We start from the raw sequence: 24,157 nt of genomic DNA on the forward strand, positions 1-24,157 counted from the left end.
TTATAGAAAATTATCGTGTTCAGTTAATTGTAACCCATACATATTATACGCTTCGACTTGTTGGGGTATTACGAAAGGATATGAACCCACCTCTAACTGCTCATATTGTTTTTTATATCTCATGATAGTCTGGTATCTGATGGGGATCTCAAACTGCTGCCTGGTTTCCCAATCAGCATTTATATAAGTATCCCTGTCGCTTTCAAGGATGCAGGTAGCCCCTTCAATTTTCAGTGCATCTATCAGGATAGACTTTTTGTTATCGGTAAGTTCTTTAATAATATACCTGTCGTTTCTATAGATAAGGTGTATGTCGATCTCTTTGGTGTCAATATCCGGATAAACTGTGTCCAGTTTTTCCTGAAGGGAATTTTCTTTTAATAATCCAAAGTGCTCCGGTAGTTGATCAAAGCTGGCTTTGAGGATTTCCTGTTTGTATGGTAAAGGATTGTTTCCGGGGCTGATAACATGGATCGGTTTATATTTTCCTAATGTCTGCTCATTCCTTATCCTGTTTATCCGTCCAAAACGCTGTATCAGGCTGTCCAGGGGAGCGCATTCTGTGATCATCCTGTCAAAGCTTATATCAAGACTTACTTCTACTACCTGTGTGGAAACAACAAGACAAGGCCTTATTCCGGGGCTGCCATTGCCGGATGCATCGCCATTAAATTCCTTTTTTAGTTTTCTTTCCAGCTCCACCCTGTCCGCTCTTTTAAATCTACTGTGAATAAGCATTTTAGGGATGTCGGGAAAATCGTCCAGCAGTTGCTTAAATGTAGACTGCGCCTTCCTGATGGTATTAAATACCAGCAGGACTTTTTCTCCTTTAGCGAATGCTTCTGCGAGTATACCGTTGATCTGATCTTCATGCGCTATTTTATCAATGATATGCCTGTCGAATGTATCAAGCACAGGAGCGGGCAGCTTTACCTCATATATATTGTCTGTACCGCCTAAGATTTCGGACAGTTTTTTATAAAGCGTTGTGGGCATAGTTGCCGTGCCTATATGAACATTACAGTTTAATCTCACCAATGTTTTAACAAGATCTAATACCATTGCCATGGAAAAATCAGAGTAGGTATGGATCTCATCCAGGATAATATCAGTTTCCTGTAAATCCAGTAATATACTTTCGTGGCCCTTTATCCCAAATAAAACAGCAGCCAGTTGGTGAGGAGTGAGCACTTTTACCGCAGCACCAACCAATGGCTGCAGAATTTGCTCATCATTGTTGTCTTTCACGACGATCCTGGATGTTGCATGCAGCAGGCGGACGTCTTTATTGGGCACATTTTCCTTTATTCTTTCCCACATGGCATTGATAGAGGCCTGGAATGGCAATAAATAAAAGACCCTCCTGCTGCATCTTCTCAGGAGAAAGTCTGTTTTTCCTGCTCCTGTAGGTGCTACTACGAAGGTGTGTTTCCTGGTATTGTCAGATGGAAGTAATGATAGGGGATAGATACTGCTCTTTCTTTTTTCACTATGGTAGTATGTTAAATCTGGGATTTCGAACAGTGATCCTAGTTGCTGCTGTGTGTTATGCGTAAACGCTGATGCAAAATGATCTGCCGATTTTAACAAGCCCCGCAGAAGGGATACCCCGTTTTTCTTTTTATCGCAATGGCTGACTACATATTCCAGCGCTGCTTTGGCCTCTTCTCTGGGTATATCTTTAACGGAATACCCAAAATGCCGGATAATTTCCAGTCCGTGGATGTACCATTCCTCCCAGTCTTTCAGATGATTGTCGAGCGTATCGCGGAACCTTGTAAGGTCAAGAATACCTTTTTCTCCAGGGTCATTAATAATTGATTTGTGATGTGCAATGACGAGATCTGTCAGAATATCCCATTCAGATGCAGGAAAACAGGGGAGGAAGGCTAAGGATGAAATTTCATGCCTGTGAATAAAATCCCATTCAAGATTGTCCCGTAAAGATGTGCTTTTCTGGTGGTATATCTTTCGCTGGAAATGTGGATGCGCTTTGCCGAGATCATGTAAAACAGCCCCTTTCCTGGCTATTTCCGGATCTATATTCAAACCGGATCTTTTTGCAAATAGCGCCATTGCCAGCACTACATGCCGGGTGTGCTCCAAGAGGGATAAGTTTCCTTCAAGCGCACTTTTAGCCAGAATAGGACATGTCGTCTTCATACCGGGACCTGATGGGGTTTCCATATATTTTTAGCTCACCAAACATCTCAGCCGCGTTGTTAAAACGGTTGTACCCGACTTTGAAACCGGTTTCAGCCCTTGCTGGCAACAGTTCAAAGCCATCAATCTTCTCCAGCCTGTCTTCATTTGTTATAAATAGCTGTTCAGGGAAAAGCAGATCTTCATTCCTACATAAACAAATTGTCTGTTTCATTGCAGTATCAGCATCAGATTGCTCACCGAAAGCGAGATACAGGTTTGGATTAATTAATATTCCCCGGTTGATGATGCCAATATTGGTCTTATATTGATTCTTGTCTTTGTAGACGTTAATCCCACCTTTAGACCAGGTTCTTTCCTGTTGAATATCTATACCCTGGTAGTTGAGACGGTGCCGCTTAATTTTCAATATTCTTCCCAGGGTATCTTCATTTAATAACTCAGGGAATAACTTCTTCTCAATACCCTCAACTATCGAAGGTGTCAGGAATTGCTGACTGAAAGTTTCGCTGTCTCTGACAGCAGTCCAGGGTTTGATAAACCCAAAAGGGCCGGAATACTTTACTATATAATAATTCATGCTGTACTATTTTAATGCGCCAAAGCCAATGCCCGTACTATTGCCCACGCCTACATGCCAGGCAAATTCGATTTGTTCGGGACTGCCTTCTATAATGACGGGACAGATGTTGACCCTGTTCCCGATTTCTTTATACTTAACAATCTTTGTTCTCGGGCTGGGATAAGTCATATCAAAACCAATGCTGAGCCCTTCACCAGATAAACCGGCGATCGTCAGTTTTTTCTGCAATACTTCTGTCAGGTATTTGCCAGCGTGGGGATCATTATACTCAATGTGCTTTTCATTATTGTCTTGTCTCTTTTTTATAAGTATCGGACTGGCAGTACGAAAGATCTCCTTGTTGCTGAAGGCTGGTGGAGCTGTTATTTGTACGCCTGAAACTTTAATTCCGAACCCGATTACAGGGTCCTGCCTTATGCCATAGAGTATCTTTTTTATTAATTTGTCGTCATAGGCACTAATAAAAAAAGAAGATCTATCTGTCGTTCTGATGCCATCGGCATTGGTATTTACTTGTTGCAACCAGGAAAAGGAATAGAGACTGGTTTTGTCATGTATGTCATTTTCAGCGCCGATCCATTTATGGAGTGCCCCCGTCAGATAGTGTTGGTAATTGAAAGGCACCGTTTCAGTGCTCCTGGTGATCTGTAGGTATAATCTCATAGTTGAGCAATATTTATTGAACGTAAAAATGTCAACAGGTATGGGAATATCGCAGGGGCACGATATTACTAAATGAAGTGCTTGATTAAGTTAATTCCATGTTAATAGGGAAAAATCCCCCTGGCGTAATATTTGAACTATCCTCCAGTAACAATGCCTACAGATCAATATGAACCCGAAAAGTAAATGCTACGCAGGTACAAGCGGACTGGTGCTGCCCGTTGCCAATAAGCTGGCTTTCCCACCGGCTTATCAGGATAAAAGCAGGCTTTCATATTATGCCTCCTTGTTTAACAGTCTTGAGGTGAACAGCTCCTTTTATAAAGTCCCCATGGCGACGACTACAAAGCGCTGGGCAACAGAAGTGCCGGAAGGATTTAAGTTTACGTTTAAATTGTTCAGAGGAATTACGCACAACAAAGGACTTATTTTCGAGGATGAGCTGGTGCAAAAGTTTATGCATGTCATTGACCAGGTAGGGGACAAGAAAGGCGCCCTGTTGGTCCAGTTTCCGGCCAGTATTGTTTTTGACAGTGTGGCACAACTGGAACGCCTGCTGGCTGGTATCCAGCAGTACGATCCAAAGAAAACATGGCATTTAAGTATTGAGTTCAGGCATACGTCATGGTACCGGAAGGAGACATATAAGCTGTTAACCAAATATCATGCGGCCATGGTAATACACGATATGCCTAAATCCATTCCTCCTCCCTTAAGTTTCCGGCTTGATTTCGAATATGTGCGATTTCACGGGCCGGCGGGCGATTATAAAGGCGGGTATTCAGATGAAGTGTTACAGGGATATGCCGATAGGATCAATGCCTGGTTAAAAGAAGGGAAGACTGTTTATGTTTATTTCAATAATACCATTGGCGATGCGCTTAAAAACTTGATAAAACTCAATGAATCTATTTTAAAATAAGCGCACATTTGTAGTATGATCATCAGAAAAAGAGAAAACTGGTTCAGAATGTTATTTGTGTGGCACGGGTCGGTATTGCCCAAGCTACTGCCAAGACTGACACTCCTTTTTACTGTAGCCGTCGGAGTGGTCTATTTTCACGGAACATTCCTGACTTATAAAATCCCCCTCAACCCGGCGCCGTTCACCTTATTTGGGATAGCGCTGGCCCTCTTCCTGGGGTTCCGCAACAATGCCAGCTATGACCGCTTCTGGGAAGGGCGCAAGCTGTGGGGCTCCCTGTTGAACGACACCCGCTCTCTTGCCCGGCAGGCATTGTCTTTTACGAACTTTGCAGATGGCGACAAGTCGGCCCTTAGCTTTGTACAGCTGTTAATTGCCTGTGCTTATGCCCTGAAGCACCAGTTGAGAGGAACGGATGCAGCGGAGGACCTGAAGAAAAGACTGCCGGGATCACAATTCGAGCTCATTATGAACGCACGGTTCAAACCTGTCATTATCATGCGCCTGATGGCGGAATGGGTGCAGCGCTTGAAACTGGATGGAAAGATAGATACTATTCAGCAGGCCGCCATGGATCAGAACCTGGACAAAATTTCTGATATAGTGGGTGGTTGCGAGCGGATTGCCTCCACGCCTCTCCCTTACAGTTATCGTGTACTGCTGCACCGGACGGTGTATATCTATTGCTTTCTCCTGCCGTTTGGCTTAGTAGACAGCTTAAGCTGGTTCACACCATTTATCGTGACCTTTATCGCCTATACGTTTGTTGCGCTGGAGGCAATAGCAGATGAAATTGAAGATCCATTTGGAATAGAAGCCAATGACCTTGCCCTGAACGAAATGTGCCGGGTAATTGAAGGGACTTTGAAGGAGATGGCGGGAGAAACCTGGAATGGTAGTGAAGAGACGAGAGGGACGGTGATTGATTGATGCCTTGGAGCAAGCCAGGACAAGGTCAGATAATAGCGTTGAGACCAGCGAAATGATCCATATACCCGCTCACTGTATTTCGTTAATCCCATCGCCATGACGCGATATTTAGAGCGCTCAGTTATCCGATATTCCATTCAATGTATTGATTGTCAATTATTAATCCCGGTGGCATAGCTGTTGCTCGAAATAATGGAAACAAATGCCATGAATGTAGTAAACGTGGGATCAATACTGGATGACCTGCTTACGACAGTAAAAAAGGAAGCCATTCCGGAATATGTTTACCTGAACCGCTCGGCTACAGCTCCCCACAGGAATGCGTTAGGTATCAAGGAAGATACATTGCCTGAGCTGTTGCAGCTATTAGGTATTCGCAGTCTTATGATAAACAGCAGTTATGACCATACACCATTAAATGCATTACGCATTGACATTCCACAGGCAACCAGTGAAGAATATTTATGGCCTTACCTGAGAAAGGACAACGTGATCCGGGAATTACAGTCCTTATTCAGCAATTGCCTGATGGTAGGTTTTGATAACTGGTCTGCCATCTCAAGTGCTTCAAGTATATGGGATGGTTTGCTGAGCGATGTGATCAAACCCCTTGAAAGAAATGACATCGAGTTCCTGTTCTACCTTGGAGACCCCGTTGCAAAGTTATCTTTCCAGGTCGGCGAAGCACTGGATATTGTAAGCGACTTTTCACTACATGGTCAGGTGACTTTTGCCCTCGACGAAAGTGAGGCCATCAGCCTGTGGAAGATGCTGAATGGCGTCGGCAGGGACGTTTCGTTAGGGGAGCAGACCTACGTGGATCTGCAAAGGAAATACTATTCCATCTTCAGAACAATGGATATTGCCCGGGTGCTGATCTACTCCGCCTCTAATGCGCTGGTATTTACGGCGAAAGAACAGTTTGTGCTCACCCGCAAAATAGTAGACCATGAAATAGAAGCGGCCCCGGACGCACGCCTGAATTATATCGTTGGCTTTAGCACCGGCCTGGCTTTACATCTTAGTATGGCACACTGTATAGCACTGGGCCTGATCGTATTTGGCGCCCAGGGGGAAGTGAAGGCAAGCCCCGAAAAGAAAGACCTGGTGAGATATACGGAGGAATGGATCGCCGATCTGCAGAAAACCGCTACTATTCATCTGTATGGGGAATAACCCTGGTCATAGCCGGTAAAATAAAAATTTTGCAGCCCTGACAACCCTACTGACATAGGGTTGTCACTTCCCTGTTCCAACTTTGTCCTAAATACTAAAACGGACATATATGACTACACAGGAAGTTGCAAACAAGTATTATGAGCTGGCTTGCCAAAACGAATACATCCGGATACAGGATGAATATTATGCTGACAATGTCATCTCTGTGGAACCGGAACATGCAGCCGCAAGGGGTATGCAGGTTGTTACAAAAGGGAAACCAGCTGTTGTAGCCAAAGGCGTGGCTTTTCGTGAATCACGTGAAGAATTGCATAGTCAATCCTGTAGCGAGCCATTGGTTACGGTAGATTTCTTCAGTGTTATACTGAAAAGAGATATCACGTTTAAGAACAGAGGCCGCGTGCAACTGGAAGAGATTGGCATTTTCCAGGTAAAAGACGGGAAGATCATATTGGAACAGTTCTTTTATTAGACAGATTCCGGACAGGGGTAAAACAAAGAAGGCCGGAGAAATTACTCCGACCTTCTACCAGTGTACCTGGTAACGTGGGTTGAAACCTGCCAGATATGAAATCTGTAAAAAATATTCAGTGCCCGATGCATTGCTAAGATTGTCTCATGACAATCAATAGCCCGGATTCTGTTTCAATATTCTTGCGGCGTTCAGCACATTCTGACCTATAGGAAATATTGTTGTATGATCGTCTGCATCCGGTTGTTTGTCCCACCATGTACCTGTATGGAAAACACCCCAACGCACGAGATCAGTTCTCCTTCTGCCTTCTACCAGGAACTCACGGCCCCATTCATCCAGCATTTCCTGGTCTGTCAGCTGACTACCATTCGCGTTGTACAGGCTGGGTGAACCGGCAGGATAATTACGCGTACGCACTGCGTTTAACAAGGCTGCTGCGCCTGGCCTGTCTTCAGCTCTGTATTTGCATTCCGCAAGGGAATAATAGATCTCCGCCAGCCTTATTTCTGCATAGGCAGAACTTATTTTATTGTCATCATCGTTTGGATAATAGGGATATTTTATAGGGAATACGCCTGAGTTATGATCGCCATGATTCATATTTGACTCTTTGTCACTGATCTTAACGCCCGGTGGTGTATTCAGGAACATGCCTACCTGATCGCGCAGGAACAGCGCATAAGGCCCTTTGTTACCTCTTACGGTATCCGTCTTTCCATCTGCATTTACATATGGCAGGTAACCATAGAGGAACATGCCTTCGCGTTTGCTGTTGCCCAGGTTCTTGTATTTCTTAAGACGGTAGTCATCAGGATAACGCTGGAACTTCACAAAAGGCTTACCCATCGTGAAAGTATATTCTACGCTATCCACATCACGGCCTGGTTGTAAGGCATATTTCGGGTTGGCTTCGCCAAAATCAGTAAAGCCAAGATAGCGGGTGGCCTGATAAGGCATCATCCAGAAATACATATTGCTTGAATACTGCCAGTGGGTAAGTCCGAAACTTCCAGGGAAACCGAAAATGGTCTCGGCCGACTGACTGTTGTTATAGTCAAACGGTGCATCCCACCTGTTTTCCAAAGCATAAGTACCATATTTGCCATCAATGATGTCCTGACATACCGTAGCACAATCAGTAAACCTTTCCTTACCGGTATATACCTTGGCATTCAGATAAAGACGTACCAGCAGTGCTGCTGCACCGCCTTTTGTCCACCGGCCGATAGCATTGGCGCCCAGGTCCTGCCTGGTAGGTAGGGCAGGGATAGCCTCTTTCAATTCTTTTTCAATGAAGTCAAAAGCTTCCTGTGGCGTTACCTGCGGCCCGGATTGCGTTTCTCCCTTTACCTTGGTAACAATCACCATGTTCCTGTAAAGATCAAGTACGCGGATATTGAGCCAGGCCCGTAACGTTTTCAGTTCGGCGATGTAGTCGTCCAGCTCTGCCTGAGTGAGGTTGAATTTGCCCGGGTTCTGAATGCCCTGCAGGTCTTCCAGTGAGTTGGTGGCCAGGTTGATACCCTGATAGAGGGCATTCCAGGCGTCACTGGTGTAATTGTCGTTAGGCGTCCAGGTATGGTAATGCACCCGCTGGTATTGTGCGCCATCGTACCAGTCGCCCTGCCTGTTGAGGGTCATCAGTTCATCTGTACTGTTTTCCTGCAGCATGAAGGTAGCCCCTCCCTGTATGCTCCAGTAGGAGTGCTCGAAGGGCCGAAGGAAGTCGCGTATCACATCTGCCTTCGTTTGCAGAAAGTTATCGGAGGTGATCCTATCGTATAGTTTTTCATCGATATTAGTACAGCTGCCGCTTAACAGTAGGCCTGTCAGCAGGATAAAACAGCTTTTTATATTGCGTTTCATTTTCAGACGGAATTAGACTTTAGAAATTAAGTTGAGCACCAAAAAGCAGCTGGGTGGTGGCGGGATAGTAATTCAGACTGCTGTTAACGCCTGGATACAGACCATTCACCGGAACGAGATCAGGATCGCCCCCGGTAAATTTCGTGAAGGTGTACAGGTTCCTGGCGGTAACATAAACGCGCAGGGAACTGAGGTACCTGAACCGTACAGGCTGTGTGTATCCGAGCGACACATTATCTATCTTGACAAAACTGCCCGATTCCAGGAAATAGTCAGACAGGGCTGAACTGGTGGACGCACTGGTCAGCTTTGAATATTTACTGCCATCATAAGCGGTGGTCAGCACATTGGCGTCCGACTGTGTGGCTGGCGTACCAAGATAGAATGCTACAGTGTTGAAAACTTTATATCCAAAGGAGCCGCGCAGGAATATATTCAGGTCCCAGTGTTTGTAGGTAAATGAGTTGCCCATGCTGGCAGTAAACTGCGGAAGACCGTTGCCGATAAACTGCTTATCGTCATTATTGGCTTTGTCTGCCGTAACGATCTCGCCTTTTCTGTTGTATACCAGCAGTGCGCCATTCTCATTCACACCGGCCGATTTCAGTGCATAGAAACTACCGATACGTTTATCTTCCTGTAAACGCTGCAGGTTGCCTGGACTGCCCGGCGCCGGCATACCCACTACATCCAGGTATTTCTGTCCTTTGAAAAGATCATTGGAAAAGGAAACGAATTTGTTGCTGTTGCTGGCGCCCGCGAAGGAAATATTGTAATTAAAGTTCTTTTTCTTTATCACGTTGGCGTTCAGCTGTAACTCCAGGCCAGAGTTTTTCATGGTACCTACGTTTGCATAAGTCTGCCCCTGGATGTTGGGCGGATTTGATACAGCGTAATATCCCAGCAGGTCTTTGTTGGTGCGGATATAGTAGTTGATACTACCTGAAATGCGGCTGTCCAGTACTTCAAAATCGACGCCCAGGTTAAAGTTGAGCGCTTTTTCCCAGTGCAGGTTGTAGTTCGTATTCTGGCTGGGGCCCCATACCTGGTAGGTCACCCCGTTGAATACATAATAGCCATAACCGCTATAGGTATCGAGCGACAGGTAATTATCGAAGTCCTGGTTGCCGGTTTCTCCGTAGTCAGCCCTGATCTTCAGTTCATTCAACCAGGAAATGCCCTGCATGAATTTCTCCTGGCTGATCCTCCAGGCAGCTGATACCGCCGGGAAGTATCCCCATTTGTTATTGCGTCCGAATTTGGAAGACCCCTCTCTCCTGATGCTTGCTGCCAGGAAATATTTCTGGTCCAGGTCATAGTTCACACGACCGAAGAAAGCCACCAGCCGGGAGCTGTTCTTATACGAGCCTACGTTGTTCTGCCCTTCTTCCAGGTTCCAGAGGCCGGAGCCGAGGTTGTTCCAGGTCAGCACATCGGAAGGGAAGTTCTCGTTGGAGCCGGAGAGGCCGGAATAGGTGAACTGCTGGAAGGAATAACCGCCCAACAGCCGGATGGCATGCTTGCCAAAATCCAGGGAGTAGTTGCCGATCCATTCGAAACTCTTCTGGTCACTCTCATCATATTTCTGTGAGGCTGTGTTCCTGCCGGTTCCTCCGTTGATAGGAGCTACGTTGGTATTGGTGCTGGGCGTAAAATGCATTTCGCGGAAAACAGAATTCACCTGGCCTACCGTAAGGATTGTATTCAGGTTCTTCAACAGGTTGATCTTGAAGGAGCCGTTCATATCCAGGTATTTGATATCTTGTTGCGCTAATACGTTTTTGGCTGCTTCTACCGGGTTGTTGGAAAAGAAACCGGTCCTGATATAGGCATATTTGCCCGTACTGTCGTAGGGAGACAGCGTTGGGTTGAGCGTCAGAGCATAGTTGAAGCCGGAATAGTCAGCCATGTTGGTCTTTGCCATCCTGGGCGCTACGTTCAGATTCACGCTGTACAGGCCATTAGCAGAATTGTGGTTCAGGTTGACGCGTGCGCCGTATTCTTCTTTGGATGACCGGTAGTCAATACCATTGGCCTTGCGGTAGTCGGCAGACGCCATGAAATTGGTACGATCGGAGCCTCCGGAAAACTGCAGGGTATGTTTCTGCGACAGCGCAGGATTCCTGCTTACCGCCTTCAGCCAGTCGGTATTGCCGCCGTGGTCTACGCCGCGTTTGTGTGCGAGGAACTCGTCCCTGGAAAGTACGGACAATTTATTGGTGATGAAATCCATGCCCATGTAGCCGTCATAGAACAGGCGGGAATCGCCGGTGCCCTTCTTGGTAGTGATAACGATTACGCCATTGCTGCCGCGTGTACCATAGATAGCGGAAGCCGCGCCGCCTTTAAGCACATCTATAGACTCAATATCGTTCTGGTTCAGGTTATCTATATTCCCGCCCGGAACGCCATTGATCACGTACAAAGGCCCAAGTCCCGCATTACGGGAGGAAACACCACGCAGCTGTATGCTGGGCGTAGAATTCGGATCTGCCGCGGCGCTGTTGGCGATGGTAAGACCAGCCACTTTTCCCTGCATGGACATCAGTGCGCCGTTGCCACCTACTGACAACAGTTCTTTGGAGGAAAGATGGGTAATGGCACTGGACACTTCCTTCTTATTCAGGGTACCATAACCAACACTTATCACATTTACGCCGCCCAGCGTGGTTCCCGAGGCGGAAAGCGCTACTGTGATCTGGTTCCTGTTGCCCACTGCAATGGACCTTTCGGTATAACCGATGTATGAAACAATAACTGTGATATTGGCTGCTGCATGTTGCAGGGTGAATTCTCCCTTCTCATTGGTGATAGCACCATTGGTCGTGCCTTTGATGGCAACTGTAGCCCCTGCCAGCGGAACGCCGTTTTCGTCAGTTACCTTTCCACGCAGGAGAAAACTGGCGGGAGTGCTTGTGTCCCGCTGTTGCCGTTGATTAGCTTCGATCAGTACCACCTTTTCCCGGATAGTATAGGTAACCGGCAGGCCCTTCAGCGTTTCATTCAGGGCGGTGGCAAGGGAAGCATCTTTAATATCTATGCTGATAACAGTGGATTTGTCCAGCACTGTTTCATTCCAAAGGAATGAATAGTCAGTACGGGCCTCAAAGTACCTGAATACTTTCTCAAGCGTGATCTTTTTCGATGAGATGGTCAGGCTTTGAGAAAAGCCGGCAGCACATACATGCAATGATCCGAAAAGAAGCAGTGTAGCAGTGATCCTCATAATTAATAGCAATTTGGCAGGCAAACGCCTTCCCCTGGCGGGTACTTTGCCGCAAGCGAGTAGTTCCATACTTTTGTGAAAGTGGATTTAAAAGTTAAACAGTCAATTCGTACAATCTTGGTTGGATAACGAAGAATCCATTACCTGCGGGTCCTGACTGCAATCAGGATCCGCTTTCTGTTATTCTCCGTATGCTGGATAAAAAGTCGGCTAATAGTCCATACGTGGTTCAGTTTAATTGTGGAAAAAACATAATTCGTGGAAAAGTGGCCCTGTGGCCGCTATGGCAGTATTGTTATTGTTCTGTCGCTGATGCTGTAGTGTACACCGTTCGCTCCTAAAAATTCCATTACTATCGATAAGTTCACGTTCCTGTGCAGGGAGCCGCCGATGTGGATGTCGGGGACTTTTCCCTTATAAACTACGTCTACGTCATACCATCTGGATATCTGGCGCATCAGGTCTGCAAAATCAGTTTTATCAAAAGATAGCCTGTTCCTTGTCCATGCGGTGATCTGGTCAGTATCTACAGCCTTTGCTGACAGATGGCCGCTGTTCCTTTCCATACGTGCCTGCTGACCAGGTCTGAGCACCATTTCCTGTGCATCGGTGCGGAGTTTTACCGCGCCTTCCAGTAAGGTTGTTCTGGAATTATCTTCATCGCTGTAGTCAGTTACATTAAATTGTGTACCCAGTACCACCACTTCGGATTTGTTCAGTTGTATCACAAAGGGTGCATCTGCCGTCTGGGCCACCTCCAGGTATGCCTCGCCGGAAATCTCTACTCTTCTTTCGCTTCCTGCAAATACAGTTGGAAACCGGATACTGCTGCCGGCATTCAATAAGACCTGTGTACCGTCAGACAGCATCAGTTTGAACTGCCGTCCCCGCGGGGTGCTTACCATATTATATACAGGCGCGCCGCGTCCTACAACGCCATCTTTGTGATAATTGAGCCGTCCTTCTTCTTTCAGCAGCCGGGCGCTGCCCTGCTGTGCCAGCACCCCGTTAGATGAGCTGTCCAGCAATATCTGGCTGCCATTGGCGAGTGTCAATACAGCGCCATTCTTACCAGGCGGTGCATCAAAATTCCCCGCGGCTGTTACATTAATGGGAACGGGCTTACTACGCGGTTGCCGTGAAATGGTCACAAACAGGGTGATGACTGCTGCCGCGGCTGCCGTTACTGCTACTGCTTTCCACCAGCCGAATACAGGCTTTCTGTTGTCCAGCCTCGTTTCCAGCAAAGCAAAAACCTCCGCAGGATCGTAGTCCTTCGAATGAACGGCATATGCCGGATCCTGGAATGTTTCATCCAGCCACTGATCTATGACTTCCGGATAGTTACCTGCATGGATATAGGCATACAGCTTTTCCAGGTCTCCCTCCTGTAGCGTATTGTCCCGGTATTGTTTCAATAACTGTTCGAATTCCTCCTTGTTCATAGTAGTATATCAACAGGGTATGCCCCATCCGTAGTATAGACGGATGAGCAACAAAAAGGAAAACATGGTTTTCAGAAAAAATAAAAAAAAATATGTCCCAGGTGTAGAAGTCCTATGATAATTAAACTGTCCGCTTCCTTTACGAGTATTTTTCTCAATAACAGCAGGGCGCGCACCATATAGGTTTTGGAGGAAAGGGGAGAAATGTCCAGGCGCCCGGCAATCTCCTTGTGGCTCAGCCCTTCCAGCTGGCTAAGTGTGAATACCTGCTGCAGTTTGAGTGGCAGGCTGCTGATGGCAGCTTTGACCTTTTCGCTCAATTGTTTCTCCTCCAGTATTTCCTGTGGGGAAACCCCTTTGGCGGAAAAATAATGTAGCAGGAATTCCCGGTTAGATTCCCGGAATATGGCAGTTCTCAACTGGTCACGTACGAGGTTGCGTGCGATTGTATATATATAACTGTCAAAATTTCTGACAGCCGGCAGTTTTTGCCGGTGATCCCAGATCTTCAGAAAAATGTCCTGGGTCAGATCTTTGGCCTGCTCAGGAGACTTTGTCAGGTGGAGGCAGGCGCCGAACACCTGGCCCCAATATGTTTCAAATAAGTACTGATAGGCCTGCCTGTCGCCATCCGCCACAAGCTGCAACAACTCCTGATCTATATAATGCTTATTGTCCAATAGTACCCAAAAATAAGGCACTATATAGGGCTTTTTTTTACATTAGACAAGCAGGCCGGCAATTTAATGACCGCTGATGACTACCTTTTTATTCAGATAGACAGGCCTGACCGCTGCTGACAGCAGGAAATGCGCCAGGTCAGGTCCGTGAGATCTGAAGCAGATAATTGCCAAAACAAAAGGCCGGTCTACACAGACCAGCCCTGGTTCTTTTTATATAACTCTTATCCTGACGGCTTGTTTTCAAACCATCGTTTTTCTATTTACATTTTTAAATGATCAGATCAAACTGGCTGTAGCAATGGCTGTCTTGCCACTGATACAGGTAGTGTTACACCGAGGTAGTTCGCATAGTTGCTGAGTGCATGCTGGTCGCCCGCCTGGCCAAACCAATCCTGAACAGTGTTTTGATCATTGTCACCATACAGGTCGGTTTTAAAGATCGTGTAGTTATGTTGTGGTTGTTGGTATCCATAGAGGAGGAACACGCCTGCAAGCAGGAGGAAGGCTTCTCCGAGACTAACGGTTTGTCCCTGATAGGTAACTGTAATTTGAGCAGCTTCAGGCGGAGCGGCGTACAGCGTGGCAGTGTAAACGAGGCCGGCAAAAACAGGGAAATTAGGGACAATATCATTTGAATTCTGATAATGCCATGCGTTGGTTAATGGCAGCTTGGCATCGAGATCATTTGCAAAATCGCCGTTACCTGCAGCTGGTGCGGCAAAGGTGAAAAGAGAAATATTGTCGGCAGACAGTCCCTGTTGCTTCAGTGTGTCTACGTAAAAGGATGTATAAACATTGGCTATATTTCCGCCCAGGCTATGCCCGGCAATAATAAGCTGTTTGCCATTCCCGGTGGTATTCGCTAATAAATATTCGTTTATGGACAGGCCGGAACCGAGGGAATCCTGCATGAGCAACATGTTTGTGAAAGCAATATAAGCCCCCGTGCTGATCATGGGTTTTGGAGTACTGGCGTAAGGCCAGTGTGCCATTGTTACTACACCCAGATCTTCCAGAACCCAGTTTGCAAAGAGGTCCCAGTCACTAAAAATGCTGTGGGGTGGAACCGAGCCGCGTATGATCAACGCATAGTTGTTCCCCGTGGAGTCTACTGCAATAAATGCGTAATTCGCATCGATCGTCTGGATACCATTCCAGACTATTTTCCAGCCCAGCTTTTCCATGTCTCCATTGGGGTCTGTAGAGAAAGGGATGGCGCAAAGTTGTACGGCAATCTGGGCATTTGCTGTTTGATTACTGCCACTTGTGTTGCGGGTAATTGTTCCCATAGTTATGGTATTTTGAAGATGAAAAATGACGGGATTAAACTGGTTACTTTTATTGTGGTCTGTGGTTACTTTGAGTATCTAATTTAACGAGTTTAAATGAATTCCAAATAAAATATCGTCCCGTTAACAATTTTCTGTCAGTAGACCAGACACAGCAGCATGGCGCGTTTCCGAATAGAATATCATTGTTCAGGAAGCTTATTTTATCTTGATATATGGAAAAATATATCCGCAATTTTTTTCCTTTACTCACAGTATCCGTCGAGTATGCGGCTTGTTAGACGGATCGTTATATAGAGTATATTTGCTGCAACTTTAACCCTAAAAAAACGCACTTATGTACAGACTTATTTTCTTTCTTGGTCTTAGCTGCTTAAGCTTTCAACAACTCATTGCCCAGGTGAAGGAAAGCAAGACGCCAGCTACCCTGAAATCAGTGCTTCTGGCGCAATTTAAAACCACCTGGGACAAGCAGGAATGGTTTGTACCTGTTGCTAAAGGAATAGAAGGTATTACTGCTGAACAGGCCTCCTGGAAACCTTCAGATTCCAGCCACTCCGTTGGCGAACTGGCATACCACCTCCTGTTCTGGAATAAACGGCTGCTCAACGAATTCAATGGAAAGGCAAAAGATGCATTCAGTGGCAACAATAATGAGACCTTCGATGCTTTTACTGAAGCTACCTGGAATGCCACCGTGCAGCAATTGAAACAGGTAATGGAAGACTGGGAAAAGGCAATTGCAGCAGCCGATGATGCAAAGATTCAAAGCTGGTATGAGAGTATCGCGAATATGAATACGCATAATGCTTATCATACAGGGCAGATACTGTATATCCGCAAGCAGGCGGGGAACTGGAATTCGGAGAAAGGTGTTAAGTAAAATGACCCATATCATTCCTCCGTTTGACCAGGATCATGAACGGTCAGTCGCCGCGGTAGTACCTTAGCGGCGCTCATGAAACAGATAATACGCATTACGAAGATATTCAGATTTGAAATGGCCCATGCGCTTCCGGGATATAATGGACTTTGCAGGCATATTCACGGACATTCCTATCAATTGGAGGTAACCGCCAGCGGAGAGCCGGACAACAGGCCGGGGCATGGCGGCGAAGGGATGGTACTGGATTTTGCGGAATTGAAAGCCATTGTACAGCAGGAAGTCATTCAGCCACTGGACCATGCTTTGATGCTGAAAGAGGGCAGTATGGTATCCTTTATCGGAAATGACAGTGAATTGTTGGGGAAGATTGTATGGGTGCCCTGGCAACCTACCTGTGAGAATATGGTGCTGGATTTTTCAAGACGTATTAATGGCAAGCTGCCGGAACACGTGCAACTCTGTAGCTTGAAGTTGTATGAGACAGATACTTCCTATGCCGAATGGTATGCTAGTGATAATTTGTAAAGCATGATTCCTGCTCTTCCCTGAACTAAGCGAAGCGGGTAGCTATTTCAGGTAGGGTTATAACAAAGGGGCTGACCGAAAGGTCGGCCTTTTTCATTGCCGGGAAGCGCGCCACTGTAATTAATTGATGCGCTTATCTTGTTACCCGATCAGGCCGATATAATACTTTCCTGTTAAAAAAGAACCAGCTTTGGCGAAAATTGAATATTTAATATCATGGATTAATCCCTAATTTGAGTTTTAAATAAATCCACGTTTTTTTTGAAAAGTTATGCTAACGTTTGCATAAATAAATATTAACTCTCAAAACCCGGAATTTTTTCAGCGCATCAGGATCGAAAGAAGAGAAAGAAAAGCAGCAATAACCAGCGGCGATGCGCATCATCTGTATATGATTGTATTCAACTTGTTCAGCGCTGTTATCCTGGTGTGATCATCAGGAATAGCAGGCTGGTACAGGGAAAGGTTTGTACCTGCAACCGGTATTGATGCCTATTGTCATCAATACCGGGATAGATAGCCACTGTGTGAAATGACCTTGACTGATCACGATTCCGCTTGTGCGCAAGTTATGGATGCTTTCTGCGGGGAAAGTATAATTGTTAAGGTGTCGCAGCGGTATCGGTAATGTAACAGTTCAGAGATTTTTAACAACCTATAATAATTGATCGTAGAAATGAAAAAACTTGCTATCCTTTTATTTGCGTTAGCGCTGACACCCATGTTGCTTTCTGCCCAGCAGGATGCTGCTCATGACAAAAAAATGCAATGGTGGCGTGAAGCGCGTTTCGGTATGTTTATCCACTGGGGTGTGTATGCTGTACCCGCCGGTACCTATAAGGGACAGCGCATTAACCGTATTGGCGAATGGATTATGAATCGTGGTAAAATACCGGTGGCCGATTACCAGGAATTTGCTAAACAGTTTAATCCTGTGAAATATGACCCCGATGCATGGGTAAGGATGGCGAAAGATGCGGGAATGAAATATATTGTTATTACCGCCAAACATCACGACGGATTTGCTTTGTTCGATTCGAAAGCCAGTACCTGGGATATTGCGGATGCTACACCCTATCACAAAGACCTGCTGAAGCCACTGGCTGAAGCCTGCCGTAAATATGGTATCAAACTCGGTTTCTATTATTCGCAGGCGCAGGACTGGAACAATCCCGGTGGCGCCGCTTCGCGGAAGCTGACATCAGAAGGCTGGGCCAATCCGGATTCTGCCCGTATCGATGCTTACACCGCTGCTAATAATGGCCACTGGGATCCGGCTCAGACTACTAAATCCATGTCGCAATACATCAACGAGGTGGCAGTACCGCAGGTGAAGGAGCTGCTGACCAATTACGGCGATGTAGCCGTTCTCTGGTGGGACACGCCAACGAATATGACCGATGAATATGCAGAAAAGTTCAATGAGCTGTTAAAGCTGCAGCCCAATATCATTACCAACGACCGTCTCAAACGACCTAATTATCCTGGGGACTATAAAACACCTGAGCAGAGGATACCGGGCCTGGGTGAACTAGATGGCAAAGACTGGGAAACCTGTATGACGATGAATGAAACCTGGGGATATAAGAGCTACGCAAACAACTGGAAGAGCAGCGAAACCCTGGTGCGTAACCTGGTGGATATTGCCTCTAAGGGCGGTAACTATCTGTTGAACGTAGGTCCCAAAGCAGATGGTACCTTTCCACAGGAGAGTATTGACCTGCTCAAACAGGTAGGCGATTGGATGAAAGTGAATGGTGACGCCATCTATGATACAGAAGCAAGCCCCTTTGGTTTGTTTGCCTGGGGACGTTGTACCAAAAAGGAGAACGCTGGTAATACCACGCTTTATTTTTCGGTATTTGAGTGGCCGAAAGATGGTAAACTGGTGGTGCCTGGGTTAAAGAATAAAGTGACATCGGCTAAATTACTGGCTAATAATAAGGAGCTAAAAACAAATGCAGGTGATGAAGGACTGGTGATCGAAGTACCTGGCAATGGCTTAGATAAGATTGCCACGGTGATAAAAGTGCAGGTAAAGGGGAAGGTGGACAATACAGTGCCCCGGCAAAAGGAAAAAATGAAGGCGGGAGCGATTGACTAGGATAACCTTAATCCCGGGCTTTCATATTAGAGGCTGACCCGGTACTGAAGTGCTCCCAAAAGTTAAACACTTTTGACGGCACTTCAGTACCGGGTCAGCCTCTTTTTATCCTGGTACCAGGCGGAATCAGGGAGTCATTAAGGTTTTTGTAACCAACGGTTCTACTGTACAACAACAACCTGCTTAGCTGTCCATTGCTTTCCGTTAAAAATATGTACAATGTAACTGCCAGGTAAGATACCGGTCAGATCGAGCGTCGCTTTGTATGTACCAACTCCAAATCTCTCCGCCTTTATAATATTGCCTGTCTGTCCGATAATTCTTACTTCACGTATTTCTTCCGCAGATGCTTCCGGTTTAGCTGTTTTGGTAGCCTTTGGCTGAACTGCTGATATAGACAGTGCTCCTGTTGCAGGATTAGGAGAGATCATAAAATTGCTGGCTGCCTCCCGATCCCTGCAGCCGCCTGTTCTGGTAACACTGTTGCTTTGGGTGGAAGTGCCGCATTGATTAGTGACAGTGCAATAGACAGTTGCACTTGTCCTGCAGGGGAAATACCAACGGAAGGTATTACTGGTAGAGGTCTCTCTTAATGTTCCGGCTACATACCAGTTATAAGTGGCATTGCTTACTGCAGTGGCGGTGAACTGGTATTCGGTTGGCTCGTCTGGGCCGGAAACCAGGGTAGATGTAACTGTAGGTGCTGCCGGAGCTGCGTTGACTACATTTAAGGCCCTGGTTGCAACAGGTGTACTACAGCCACTAGCATATGTAGCACTTACATAAAGAGTAGCTGAGACACCATTCAGTGTACTGCTAAATGCTGATACAGTTACAGATGGCGTAGTGGTAGACAGCGGAGCACTGGCACTACTGTATGAACCGCTGTTTAGTTTCAGCACATTGGCCGGTACGGTATACCATTGGTAGGCAACCGGCGCTGGCGATAACGGATTTACTGCTACCGTTACGGGAGTAGTGGTGCAGAGACTCGCAGGACTTTCAGCAGTAAAGGTGAGTGCAGTCAGTGGATTTGACCTGGATACGGCAAAACGATCCGTATTCTGTGGATAATTAGCACAGCCATTATTGTATGTCAAAGCAGTTACCGTACCTGCATTGGCATTATTGATATTGTAATCAATAATATAGCCACCGGTACCACGGGGACCTCCGGCAACCGGCCAGCCTGCGTCATTGCTCCAGGTAACATTTTGGTCGGATTGGGGCACCTGCGGTAACTGGAAGGTGCGTACACCCTGAAAGTTACAGGGGATGTCTACCACTCCTCTGTTAATAGGGTCGTGCTGACCAATCACCACTACATCCAGCGTGGTTTCACCCAGGCCTGTGTTACATGTATAATTAGCAAATATCTTAAATGACCTTTCAGTGGTGGCCTTAGGAAAGGTTATATCTGCAAAAGTGCCTCCCCAGGTTCCGAGAGTTGCACCAATGACCTCCCATTTCGAGGCACTGCAATTGGTACCGCTGAACGTGTAACGGTATTTTACGCCTCCACATACCGTAGTTGGACCGCTGATACTTTGGGCTCGTAAAGAAGATTGAAATAATGTCGCAAACAGGAATAAAAATGAGTAACGAACAATAGTCTTCATGGTGGGTTTACATTTAAAGGTACTTAAGGGTTATAATTATCGCTTAAAGTAAATGAAAATAAATTCAAAATAACATTTATTGTAGCGGAAGTTTTTCGTATAAAAATTGCTGATATGATCATATATATGGTAACGCCTTCATTTACAACTACGCTTTTTATAATGATTGGATGGTAATGAAGAATATTTGTGTTAAAGTACCCTCGTTACCCGGGTATCACTTTGTCCAAAGTAGCTCCTGGAACACCCCGTTTCCTGTCTGATAAACTTTTCTCCGTAAATCTCCTTGAAATGTTGTTAATGTTTGATTATCAGTGATTATTGACTTGATTTCGCCCCCTCAAAACATAAGCTTGATCGAAGTACTACCCCTGCTCGTCGAAAAACCATATATGCTCATCGAAGTCGTTTTCTATTCATGAGAATGTTTTAGAAATTCAGTTCAGAAAATGGACAACTGCTTAGGAAGCCACAAATTTTATTTTATGAAAAGTATAGTCTTTTATCTGGTGAGTATGTTTTTTGTTATAGGGGCGAGTGCCCAGGCAGTTTCTGTTGCAGGGAAAGTTGCAGATGAAACCGGGCAGCCGGTTCCTTTTGCCTCTGTTGCTGTATTAAAGGGTACTTCTGTTGTTGGTGAAAAAATAGCCGCTGAAGACGGCAGCTTTAAAATAATGATAGACAGTAGCGGTAAATATGAATTGAAGATCCGTCATACATCTTACATAGATTTTTCAAAGGAAATAGAGCTACAAGCCCCACTTGATCTGGAAGCAATTGTGCTGAAGAAAAGTGAAAAACAATTACGCGAAGTAACAATAACAGCCAATAAACCCTTTGTGACCAGGAAGATAGACCGTGTTGTAATGAATGTGCAGGATAATGCCATTGCAACGGGAAAGTCTTCTATGGATCTGTTCCGCCTGGCTCCGGGAGTGTTCGTTAATAATGGCAATATTTCTATTAACGGCGTGTGGGGAACCCGCGTAATGGTTAATGGAAGAATGCTCAATCTGAAGGGGGATGATCTGAAAAACTACCTGGCTAACTTAAGATCAAGCGATATTAAATCCATAGAAATTATCGCGCATCCTCCCGCAGAATATGATGCAGAAGGGAGTGGTGGTATCATCAATATCGTGCTGAAGAAAAATCTGAATAGTGGCCTGAATGGCTATGTAGGTGCAGATTATTCTATCGGTATAGGAAAGTATCCTGCTTATCAGCCTTATCTGAGCCTCAACTACAGGAAGAAGAAAGTAGGGCTAAGCGGAAGTTATTCCTACGGAAGAGAGAAGAATTTCCAGGACATTACCCAGGACAGGACATTTACCGATAATGGACAGTATCATGCCACTACTTCTTCAACCGGGTGGAGAAACTCGAATAATGTAAAGCTGGGCGTTAGCTACGATATCAGCAACAGGGAATACATTGCCGTCGATTATACCGGTCAGTTTGGGTGGTATAAAGATACCAGCCATTCAGTAACAACCATCAACTATCCGAACCAGCAGAACAATACGCTTTCTGACGGAATATTCCCTTCCTATACCAAAACAAAGTTTTCGAATATAGGCCTGAACTATGGGATCACTACAGATTCTTTAGGCTCTAAATTTACCCTCGTGTCGGACTATACCTATAACGACAGAACCGGGATAAGTGGAACATACAGTAAAACGCTCGATTTTAAAAATGCCGTAATAGCAGACACTGTTTTTAACTTTTTATATCCCAGCATTGCGAAGATTTTTACAGCAGACGCCAAATACAACCAGGTGTTTAAGCATGGAAGATCCCTGTCTTTCGGAGGAAAGGCTACCGTCACTGATATTGATAATGACAATGCCTATGAGAACTACAATAACGGCGAATGGGGGCATATTCCCGGTCTTGGATTTAACTATAAATACAGTGAGAAGATCTATGCGGGCTTCGTTAATTTCAGCGGAAGCCTGGCAGGTGTAGAGTATAAATTGGGATTACGGGGTGAAAACAGTGATATTACCGGCACCTTAAAAGGGGGAGGGCAGGACACTGTTGTGAAAAGAAGTTATTTCAACCTCTTCCCCTCAGTCTTTTTGAAGAAGAACCTGAATCAGGACGAAAGCAGTGCCCTTACACTTTCCTATAACAGGAGAATTAAGCGTCCGTCTTACTTTGAGTTGAATCCATATAAATATTTTATTGATAACTACACTATACAAACGGGTAATCCCTTTTTAAATCCGCAATTCACCGATGCTGTAGAACTGGGTTATATTTTTGGCAGCCAGTATTATATCGGCATCAGCTATTCTCATACAAAGGATGTCATTAACCAGGTGATAGAGAATGATCCTGCGCTGAAGCAAATGACCATCTTGCGGAAGAATACAGGTAGTAATACGGTATACACCGGCACATTCAGCATTCCTGTTAAAATAACTGATTGGTGGAATACCAGTAACAACCTGCTGTTGACCTACACCGCATCTAAAGCGCCTGAATTTTCCATCAAAAAAGGATCGCTGGTGTTGCAGACAGAACAGGATATTAGTCTTACAAACGGATTTGGCTTAAACCTGAACGGCTTTTATACACCGAGGGTTGTTACCGGTAATATTGTTACGGGACACATTGCAAGTATCGACTTTGGTATACAGAAGAAACTCCTGAACAACAAGCTTACAGTAAAAGCATCTATCAGTGATATTTTTTACACCAACAACTTCAGGGCAACCAGCTATTATAATGAATCGGTGATCAGGATAAGACAGAAAGAGCAAAGCCGTATGCTTTCACTGTCAACGGTGTACAATTTTAATATGGGTAAAGCCTTTAAATCAAAAGAGATAAAAAGTAGCAATGCTGATGAGAAAAGCAGGCTAAAATAAAATATTGGTTGCAACAATATGGGGATGCCGAAAACCATTACAAAGAGTAGGCGCAACTTTTCAAATTTAAATCTATGTCTACAGAAAAAAAATCAGCTGCCGAGAAAGCTGCTAAAGCGCTTGAATTTGAAAAATTGAGCGAAAATGAGGCCGGTCAATTGGCCGGTGGCTTTTCAGAAGCTATCTCTGAAAGTGACGCCGATGATGGTGGTTTTGAAATCAATATTTCTAAATGCCACTGTACTTCTACCCCCGTTACAGACTGATCATATCAGTTAACGCTGTAGAAGCTATTAATTCAAAAGCGACAAGAGTCAGCAATGCTAAAGGAAAAGCAGGCTAAACTTACATGCTTGTTGCAACAATGTGGGGATGCCGAAAACCATTGTATAGAGTAGGCCCAAATTCTAAATTTTTAAAGCTATGTCCACACAAAAAAAATCATCTATTGAGAAAGCAGCCAAATCTCTGGAAGTTGAAAAACTGACTGAAAATGAAGCAGGTCAGTTAGCCGGTGGGTTTTCTGATGCTTTGGAAGCAGAAAACCTCGCTGAAGCAGGTGACATTAATATTTCTAAATGTCATTGTACTACCACTCCGACCAAGCCTGCTGAGCCTAAATAAGTATATAGTAGTAGGGATGCCTGGACAGGTTCCGGAAGGCATTTCCTACACTGGATAAATGAATAGCCTGTCGGATTAAGAACAGATAGGCTA

Annotated in this window: 19 protein-coding genes; 10 read left to right on the forward strand and 9 right to left on the reverse strand. The window is 45.3% G+C overall.

What is annotated here, in order from left to right; all coding sequences use genetic code 11:
* From cas3 to cas6, 3 genes are read right to left on the reverse strand one after another with little or no spacing between them, the layout of a single operon-like run.
* Window positions 1-2,163, reverse strand: coding sequence for a CRISPR-associated helicase Cas3' (gene cas3 / locus MYF79_RS12380; protein ID WP_247814167.1), 2,163 nt, complete (start codon window positions 2,161-2,163; stop codon window positions 1-3).
* Window positions 2,135-2,743 (reverse strand): hypothetical protein, encoded by a 609-nt coding sequence (locus MYF79_RS12385; RefSeq protein ID WP_247814168.1) that lies wholly within the window; start codon window positions 2,741-2,743, stop codon window positions 2,135-2,137. Before MYF79_RS12385 ends, cas3 begins: the two co-directional genes overlap by 29 nt.
* Window positions 2,744-2,749: 6 nt before the next feature.
* On the reverse strand, window positions 2,750-3,409 hold the full coding sequence (cas6, locus tag MYF79_RS12390) for a CRISPR-associated endoribonuclease Cas6 (protein WP_247814169.1): 660 nt from the start codon (window positions 3,407-3,409) through the stop codon (window positions 2,750-2,752).
* Window positions 3,410-3,578: 169 nt separating this feature from the next.
* Here cas6 and MYF79_RS12395 point away from each other — a divergent pair, with 169 nt between their 5' ends.
* The 4 genes from MYF79_RS12395 (at window position 3,579) to MYF79_RS12410 (ending at window position 6,915) form a co-directional block, all read left to right on the forward strand.
* Complete coding sequence (locus tag MYF79_RS12395) at window positions 3,579-4,331, forward strand: DUF72 domain-containing protein (protein WP_247814170.1); 753 nt, start codon at window positions 3,579-3,581, stop codon at window positions 4,329-4,331.
* 15 nt (window positions 4,332-4,346) lie between these two features.
* A complete protein-coding gene (locus MYF79_RS12400; protein WP_247814171.1) occupies window positions 4,347-5,264 on the forward strand; it encodes a bestrophin family protein in 918 nt (305 codons plus the stop codon).
* Between the two features lie 207 nt (window positions 5,265-5,471).
* Complete coding sequence (locus MYF79_RS12405) at window positions 5,472-6,440, forward strand: hypothetical protein (RefSeq protein WP_247814172.1); 969 nt, start codon at window positions 5,472-5,474, stop codon at window positions 6,438-6,440.
* A gap of 109 nt (window positions 6,441-6,549) precedes the next feature.
* Window positions 6,550-6,915, forward strand: coding sequence for a SnoaL-like domain-containing protein (locus MYF79_RS12410; protein WP_247814173.1), 366 nt, complete (start codon window positions 6,550-6,552; stop codon window positions 6,913-6,915).
* A gap of 153 nt (window positions 6,916-7,068) precedes the next feature.
* Here MYF79_RS12410 and MYF79_RS12415 read toward each other — a convergent pair whose 3' ends face one another.
* From MYF79_RS12415 to MYF79_RS12435, 5 genes are all read right to left on the reverse strand, one after another.
* Window positions 7,069-8,784: a RagB/SusD family nutrient uptake outer membrane protein gene (locus MYF79_RS12415; protein WP_247814174.1), complete on the reverse strand. Its 1,716-nt coding sequence runs from the start codon at window positions 8,782-8,784 to the stop codon at window positions 7,069-7,071.
* A 19-nt stretch (window positions 8,785-8,803) separates the two neighbouring features.
* On the reverse strand, window positions 8,804-12,079 hold the full coding sequence (locus tag MYF79_RS12420; RefSeq protein ID WP_247814175.1) for a SusC/RagA family TonB-linked outer membrane protein: 3,276 nt from the start codon (window positions 12,077-12,079) through the stop codon (window positions 8,804-8,806).
* A 212-nt stretch (window positions 12,080-12,291) separates the two neighbouring features.
* Window positions 12,292-13,455, reverse strand: coding sequence for a FecR family protein (locus MYF79_RS12425; protein ID WP_247814176.1), 1,164 nt, complete (start codon window positions 13,453-13,455; stop codon window positions 12,292-12,294).
* Between the two features lie 71 nt (window positions 13,456-13,526).
* Window positions 13,527-14,156: an RNA polymerase sigma factor gene (locus MYF79_RS12430; RefSeq protein WP_247814177.1), complete on the reverse strand. Its 630-nt coding sequence runs from the start codon at window positions 14,154-14,156 to the stop codon at window positions 13,527-13,529.
* 263 nt (window positions 14,157-14,419) lie between these two features.
* Complete coding sequence (locus MYF79_RS12435; RefSeq protein WP_247814178.1) at window positions 14,420-15,427, reverse strand: lipase family protein; 1,008 nt, start codon at window positions 15,425-15,427, stop codon at window positions 14,420-14,422.
* Between the two features lie 337 nt (window positions 15,428-15,764).
* Between MYF79_RS12435 and MYF79_RS12440 the strand changes: the two genes are divergently transcribed.
* The 3 genes from MYF79_RS12440 (at window position 15,765) to MYF79_RS12450 (ending at window position 18,942) form a co-directional block, all read left to right on the forward strand.
* Window positions 15,765-16,310, forward strand: a complete 546-nt coding sequence (locus MYF79_RS12440) for a DinB family protein (RefSeq protein ID WP_247814179.1) — start codon at window positions 15,765-15,767, stop codon at window positions 16,308-16,310.
* Between the two features lie 75 nt (window positions 16,311-16,385).
* The gene (locus tag MYF79_RS12445; RefSeq protein ID WP_247814180.1) at window positions 16,386-16,838 is read left to right on the forward strand and encodes a 6-pyruvoyl trahydropterin synthase family protein; all 453 of its coding nucleotides are present in this window, start codon (window positions 16,386-16,388) and stop codon (window positions 16,836-16,838) included.
* Window positions 16,839-17,514: 676 nt separating this feature from the next.
* The gene (locus tag MYF79_RS12450) at window positions 17,515-18,942 is read left to right on the forward strand and encodes an alpha-L-fucosidase (RefSeq protein WP_247814181.1); all 1,428 of its coding nucleotides are present in this window, start codon (window positions 17,515-17,517) and stop codon (window positions 18,940-18,942) included.
* Between the two features lie 161 nt (window positions 18,943-19,103).
* On the opposite strand, the gene MYF79_RS12455 is transcribed toward MYF79_RS12450, so the two are convergent.
* Window positions 19,104-20,561: a T9SS type A sorting domain-containing protein gene (locus tag MYF79_RS12455; protein WP_247814182.1), complete on the reverse strand. Its 1,458-nt coding sequence runs from the start codon at window positions 20,559-20,561 to the stop codon at window positions 19,104-19,106.
* Between the two features lie 485 nt (window positions 20,562-21,046).
* Between MYF79_RS12455 and MYF79_RS12460 the strand changes: the two genes are divergently transcribed.
* From MYF79_RS12460 to MYF79_RS12470, 3 genes are all read left to right on the forward strand, one after another.
* Window positions 21,047-23,440 carry an outer membrane beta-barrel family protein gene (locus tag MYF79_RS12460; RefSeq protein ID WP_247814183.1) on the forward strand — a complete coding sequence of 798 codons (2,394 nt, stop codon included), beginning with the start codon at window positions 21,047-21,049 and terminating at the stop codon, window positions 23,438-23,440.
* 74 nt (window positions 23,441-23,514) lie between these two features.
* Window positions 23,515-23,706: a hypothetical protein gene (locus MYF79_RS12465; RefSeq protein ID WP_199658000.1), complete on the forward strand. Its 192-nt coding sequence runs from the start codon at window positions 23,515-23,517 to the stop codon at window positions 23,704-23,706.
* A gap of 157 nt (window positions 23,707-23,863) precedes the next feature.
* A complete protein-coding gene (locus MYF79_RS12470) occupies window positions 23,864-24,064 on the forward strand; it encodes a hypothetical protein (protein WP_199657999.1) in 201 nt (66 codons plus the stop codon).
* Window positions 24,065-24,157: the final 93 nt, after the last annotated feature.

It is taken from the genome of Chitinophaga filiformis (assembly GCF_023100805.1).
Taxonomy (GTDB): domain Bacteria; phylum Bacteroidota; class Bacteroidia; order Chitinophagales; family Chitinophagaceae; genus Chitinophaga; species Chitinophaga filiformis_B.

Bases quoted from the DNA above. Each gene is read 5' to 3' on its own strand.
- MYF79_RS12395 (WP_247814170.1), top strand. From the start codon at position 3,579: ATGAACCCGAAAAGTAAATGCTACGCAGGTACAAGCGGACTGGTGCTG.
- MYF79_RS12435 (WP_247814178.1), bottom strand. From the start codon at position 15,427: ATGGGAACAATTACCCGCAACACAAGTGGCAGTAATCAAACAGCAAAT.
- MYF79_RS12445 (WP_247814180.1), top strand. From the start codon at position 16,386: ATGAAACAGATAATACGCATTACGAAGATATTCAGATTTGAAATGGCC.
- MYF79_RS12450 (WP_247814181.1), top strand. From the start codon at position 17,515: ATGAAAAAACTTGCTATCCTTTTATTTGCGTTAGCGCTGACACCCATG.
- MYF79_RS12385 (WP_247814168.1), bottom strand. From the start codon at position 2,743: ATGAATTATTATATAGTAAAGTATTCCGGCCCTTTTGGGTTTATCAAA.
- MYF79_RS12405 (WP_247814172.1), top strand. From the start codon at position 5,472: ATGAATGTAGTAAACGTGGGATCAATACTGGATGACCTGCTTACGACA.
- MYF79_RS12465 (WP_199658000.1), top strand. From the start codon at position 23,515: ATGTCTACAGAAAAAAAATCAGCTGCCGAGAAAGCTGCTAAAGCGCTT.
- MYF79_RS12410 (WP_247814173.1), top strand. From the start codon at position 6,550: ATGACTACACAGGAAGTTGCAAACAAGTATTATGAGCTGGCTTGCCAA.
- cas6 (WP_247814169.1), bottom strand. From the start codon at position 3,409: ATGAGATTATACCTACAGATCACCAGGAGCACTGAAACGGTGCCTTTC.
- MYF79_RS12425 (WP_247814176.1), bottom strand. From the start codon at position 13,455: ATGAACAAGGAGGAATTCGAACAGTTATTGAAACAATACCGGGACAAT.
- MYF79_RS12400 (WP_247814171.1), top strand. From the start codon at position 4,347: ATGATCATCAGAAAAAGAGAAAACTGGTTCAGAATGTTATTTGTGTGG.
- MYF79_RS12440 (WP_247814179.1), top strand. From the start codon at position 15,765: ATGTACAGACTTATTTTCTTTCTTGGTCTTAGCTGCTTAAGCTTTCAA.
- MYF79_RS12470 (WP_199657999.1), top strand. From the start codon at position 23,864: ATGTCCACACAAAAAAAATCATCTATTGAGAAAGCAGCCAAATCTCTG.
- MYF79_RS12415 (WP_247814174.1), bottom strand. From the start codon at position 8,784: ATGAAACGCAATATAAAAAGCTGTTTTATCCTGCTGACAGGCCTACTG.
- MYF79_RS12460 (WP_247814183.1), top strand. From the start codon at position 21,047: ATGAAAAGTATAGTCTTTTATCTGGTGAGTATGTTTTTTGTTATAGGG.
- MYF79_RS12420 (WP_247814175.1), bottom strand. From the start codon at position 12,079: ATGGAACTACTCGCTTGCGGCAAAGTACCCGCCAGGGGAAGGCGTTTG.
- MYF79_RS12455 (WP_247814182.1), bottom strand. From the start codon at position 20,561: ATGAAGACTATTGTTCGTTACTCATTTTTATTCCTGTTTGCGACATTA.
- cas3 (WP_247814167.1), bottom strand. From the start codon at position 2,163: ATGAAGACGACATGTCCTATTCTGGCTAAAAGTGCGCTTGAAGGAAAC.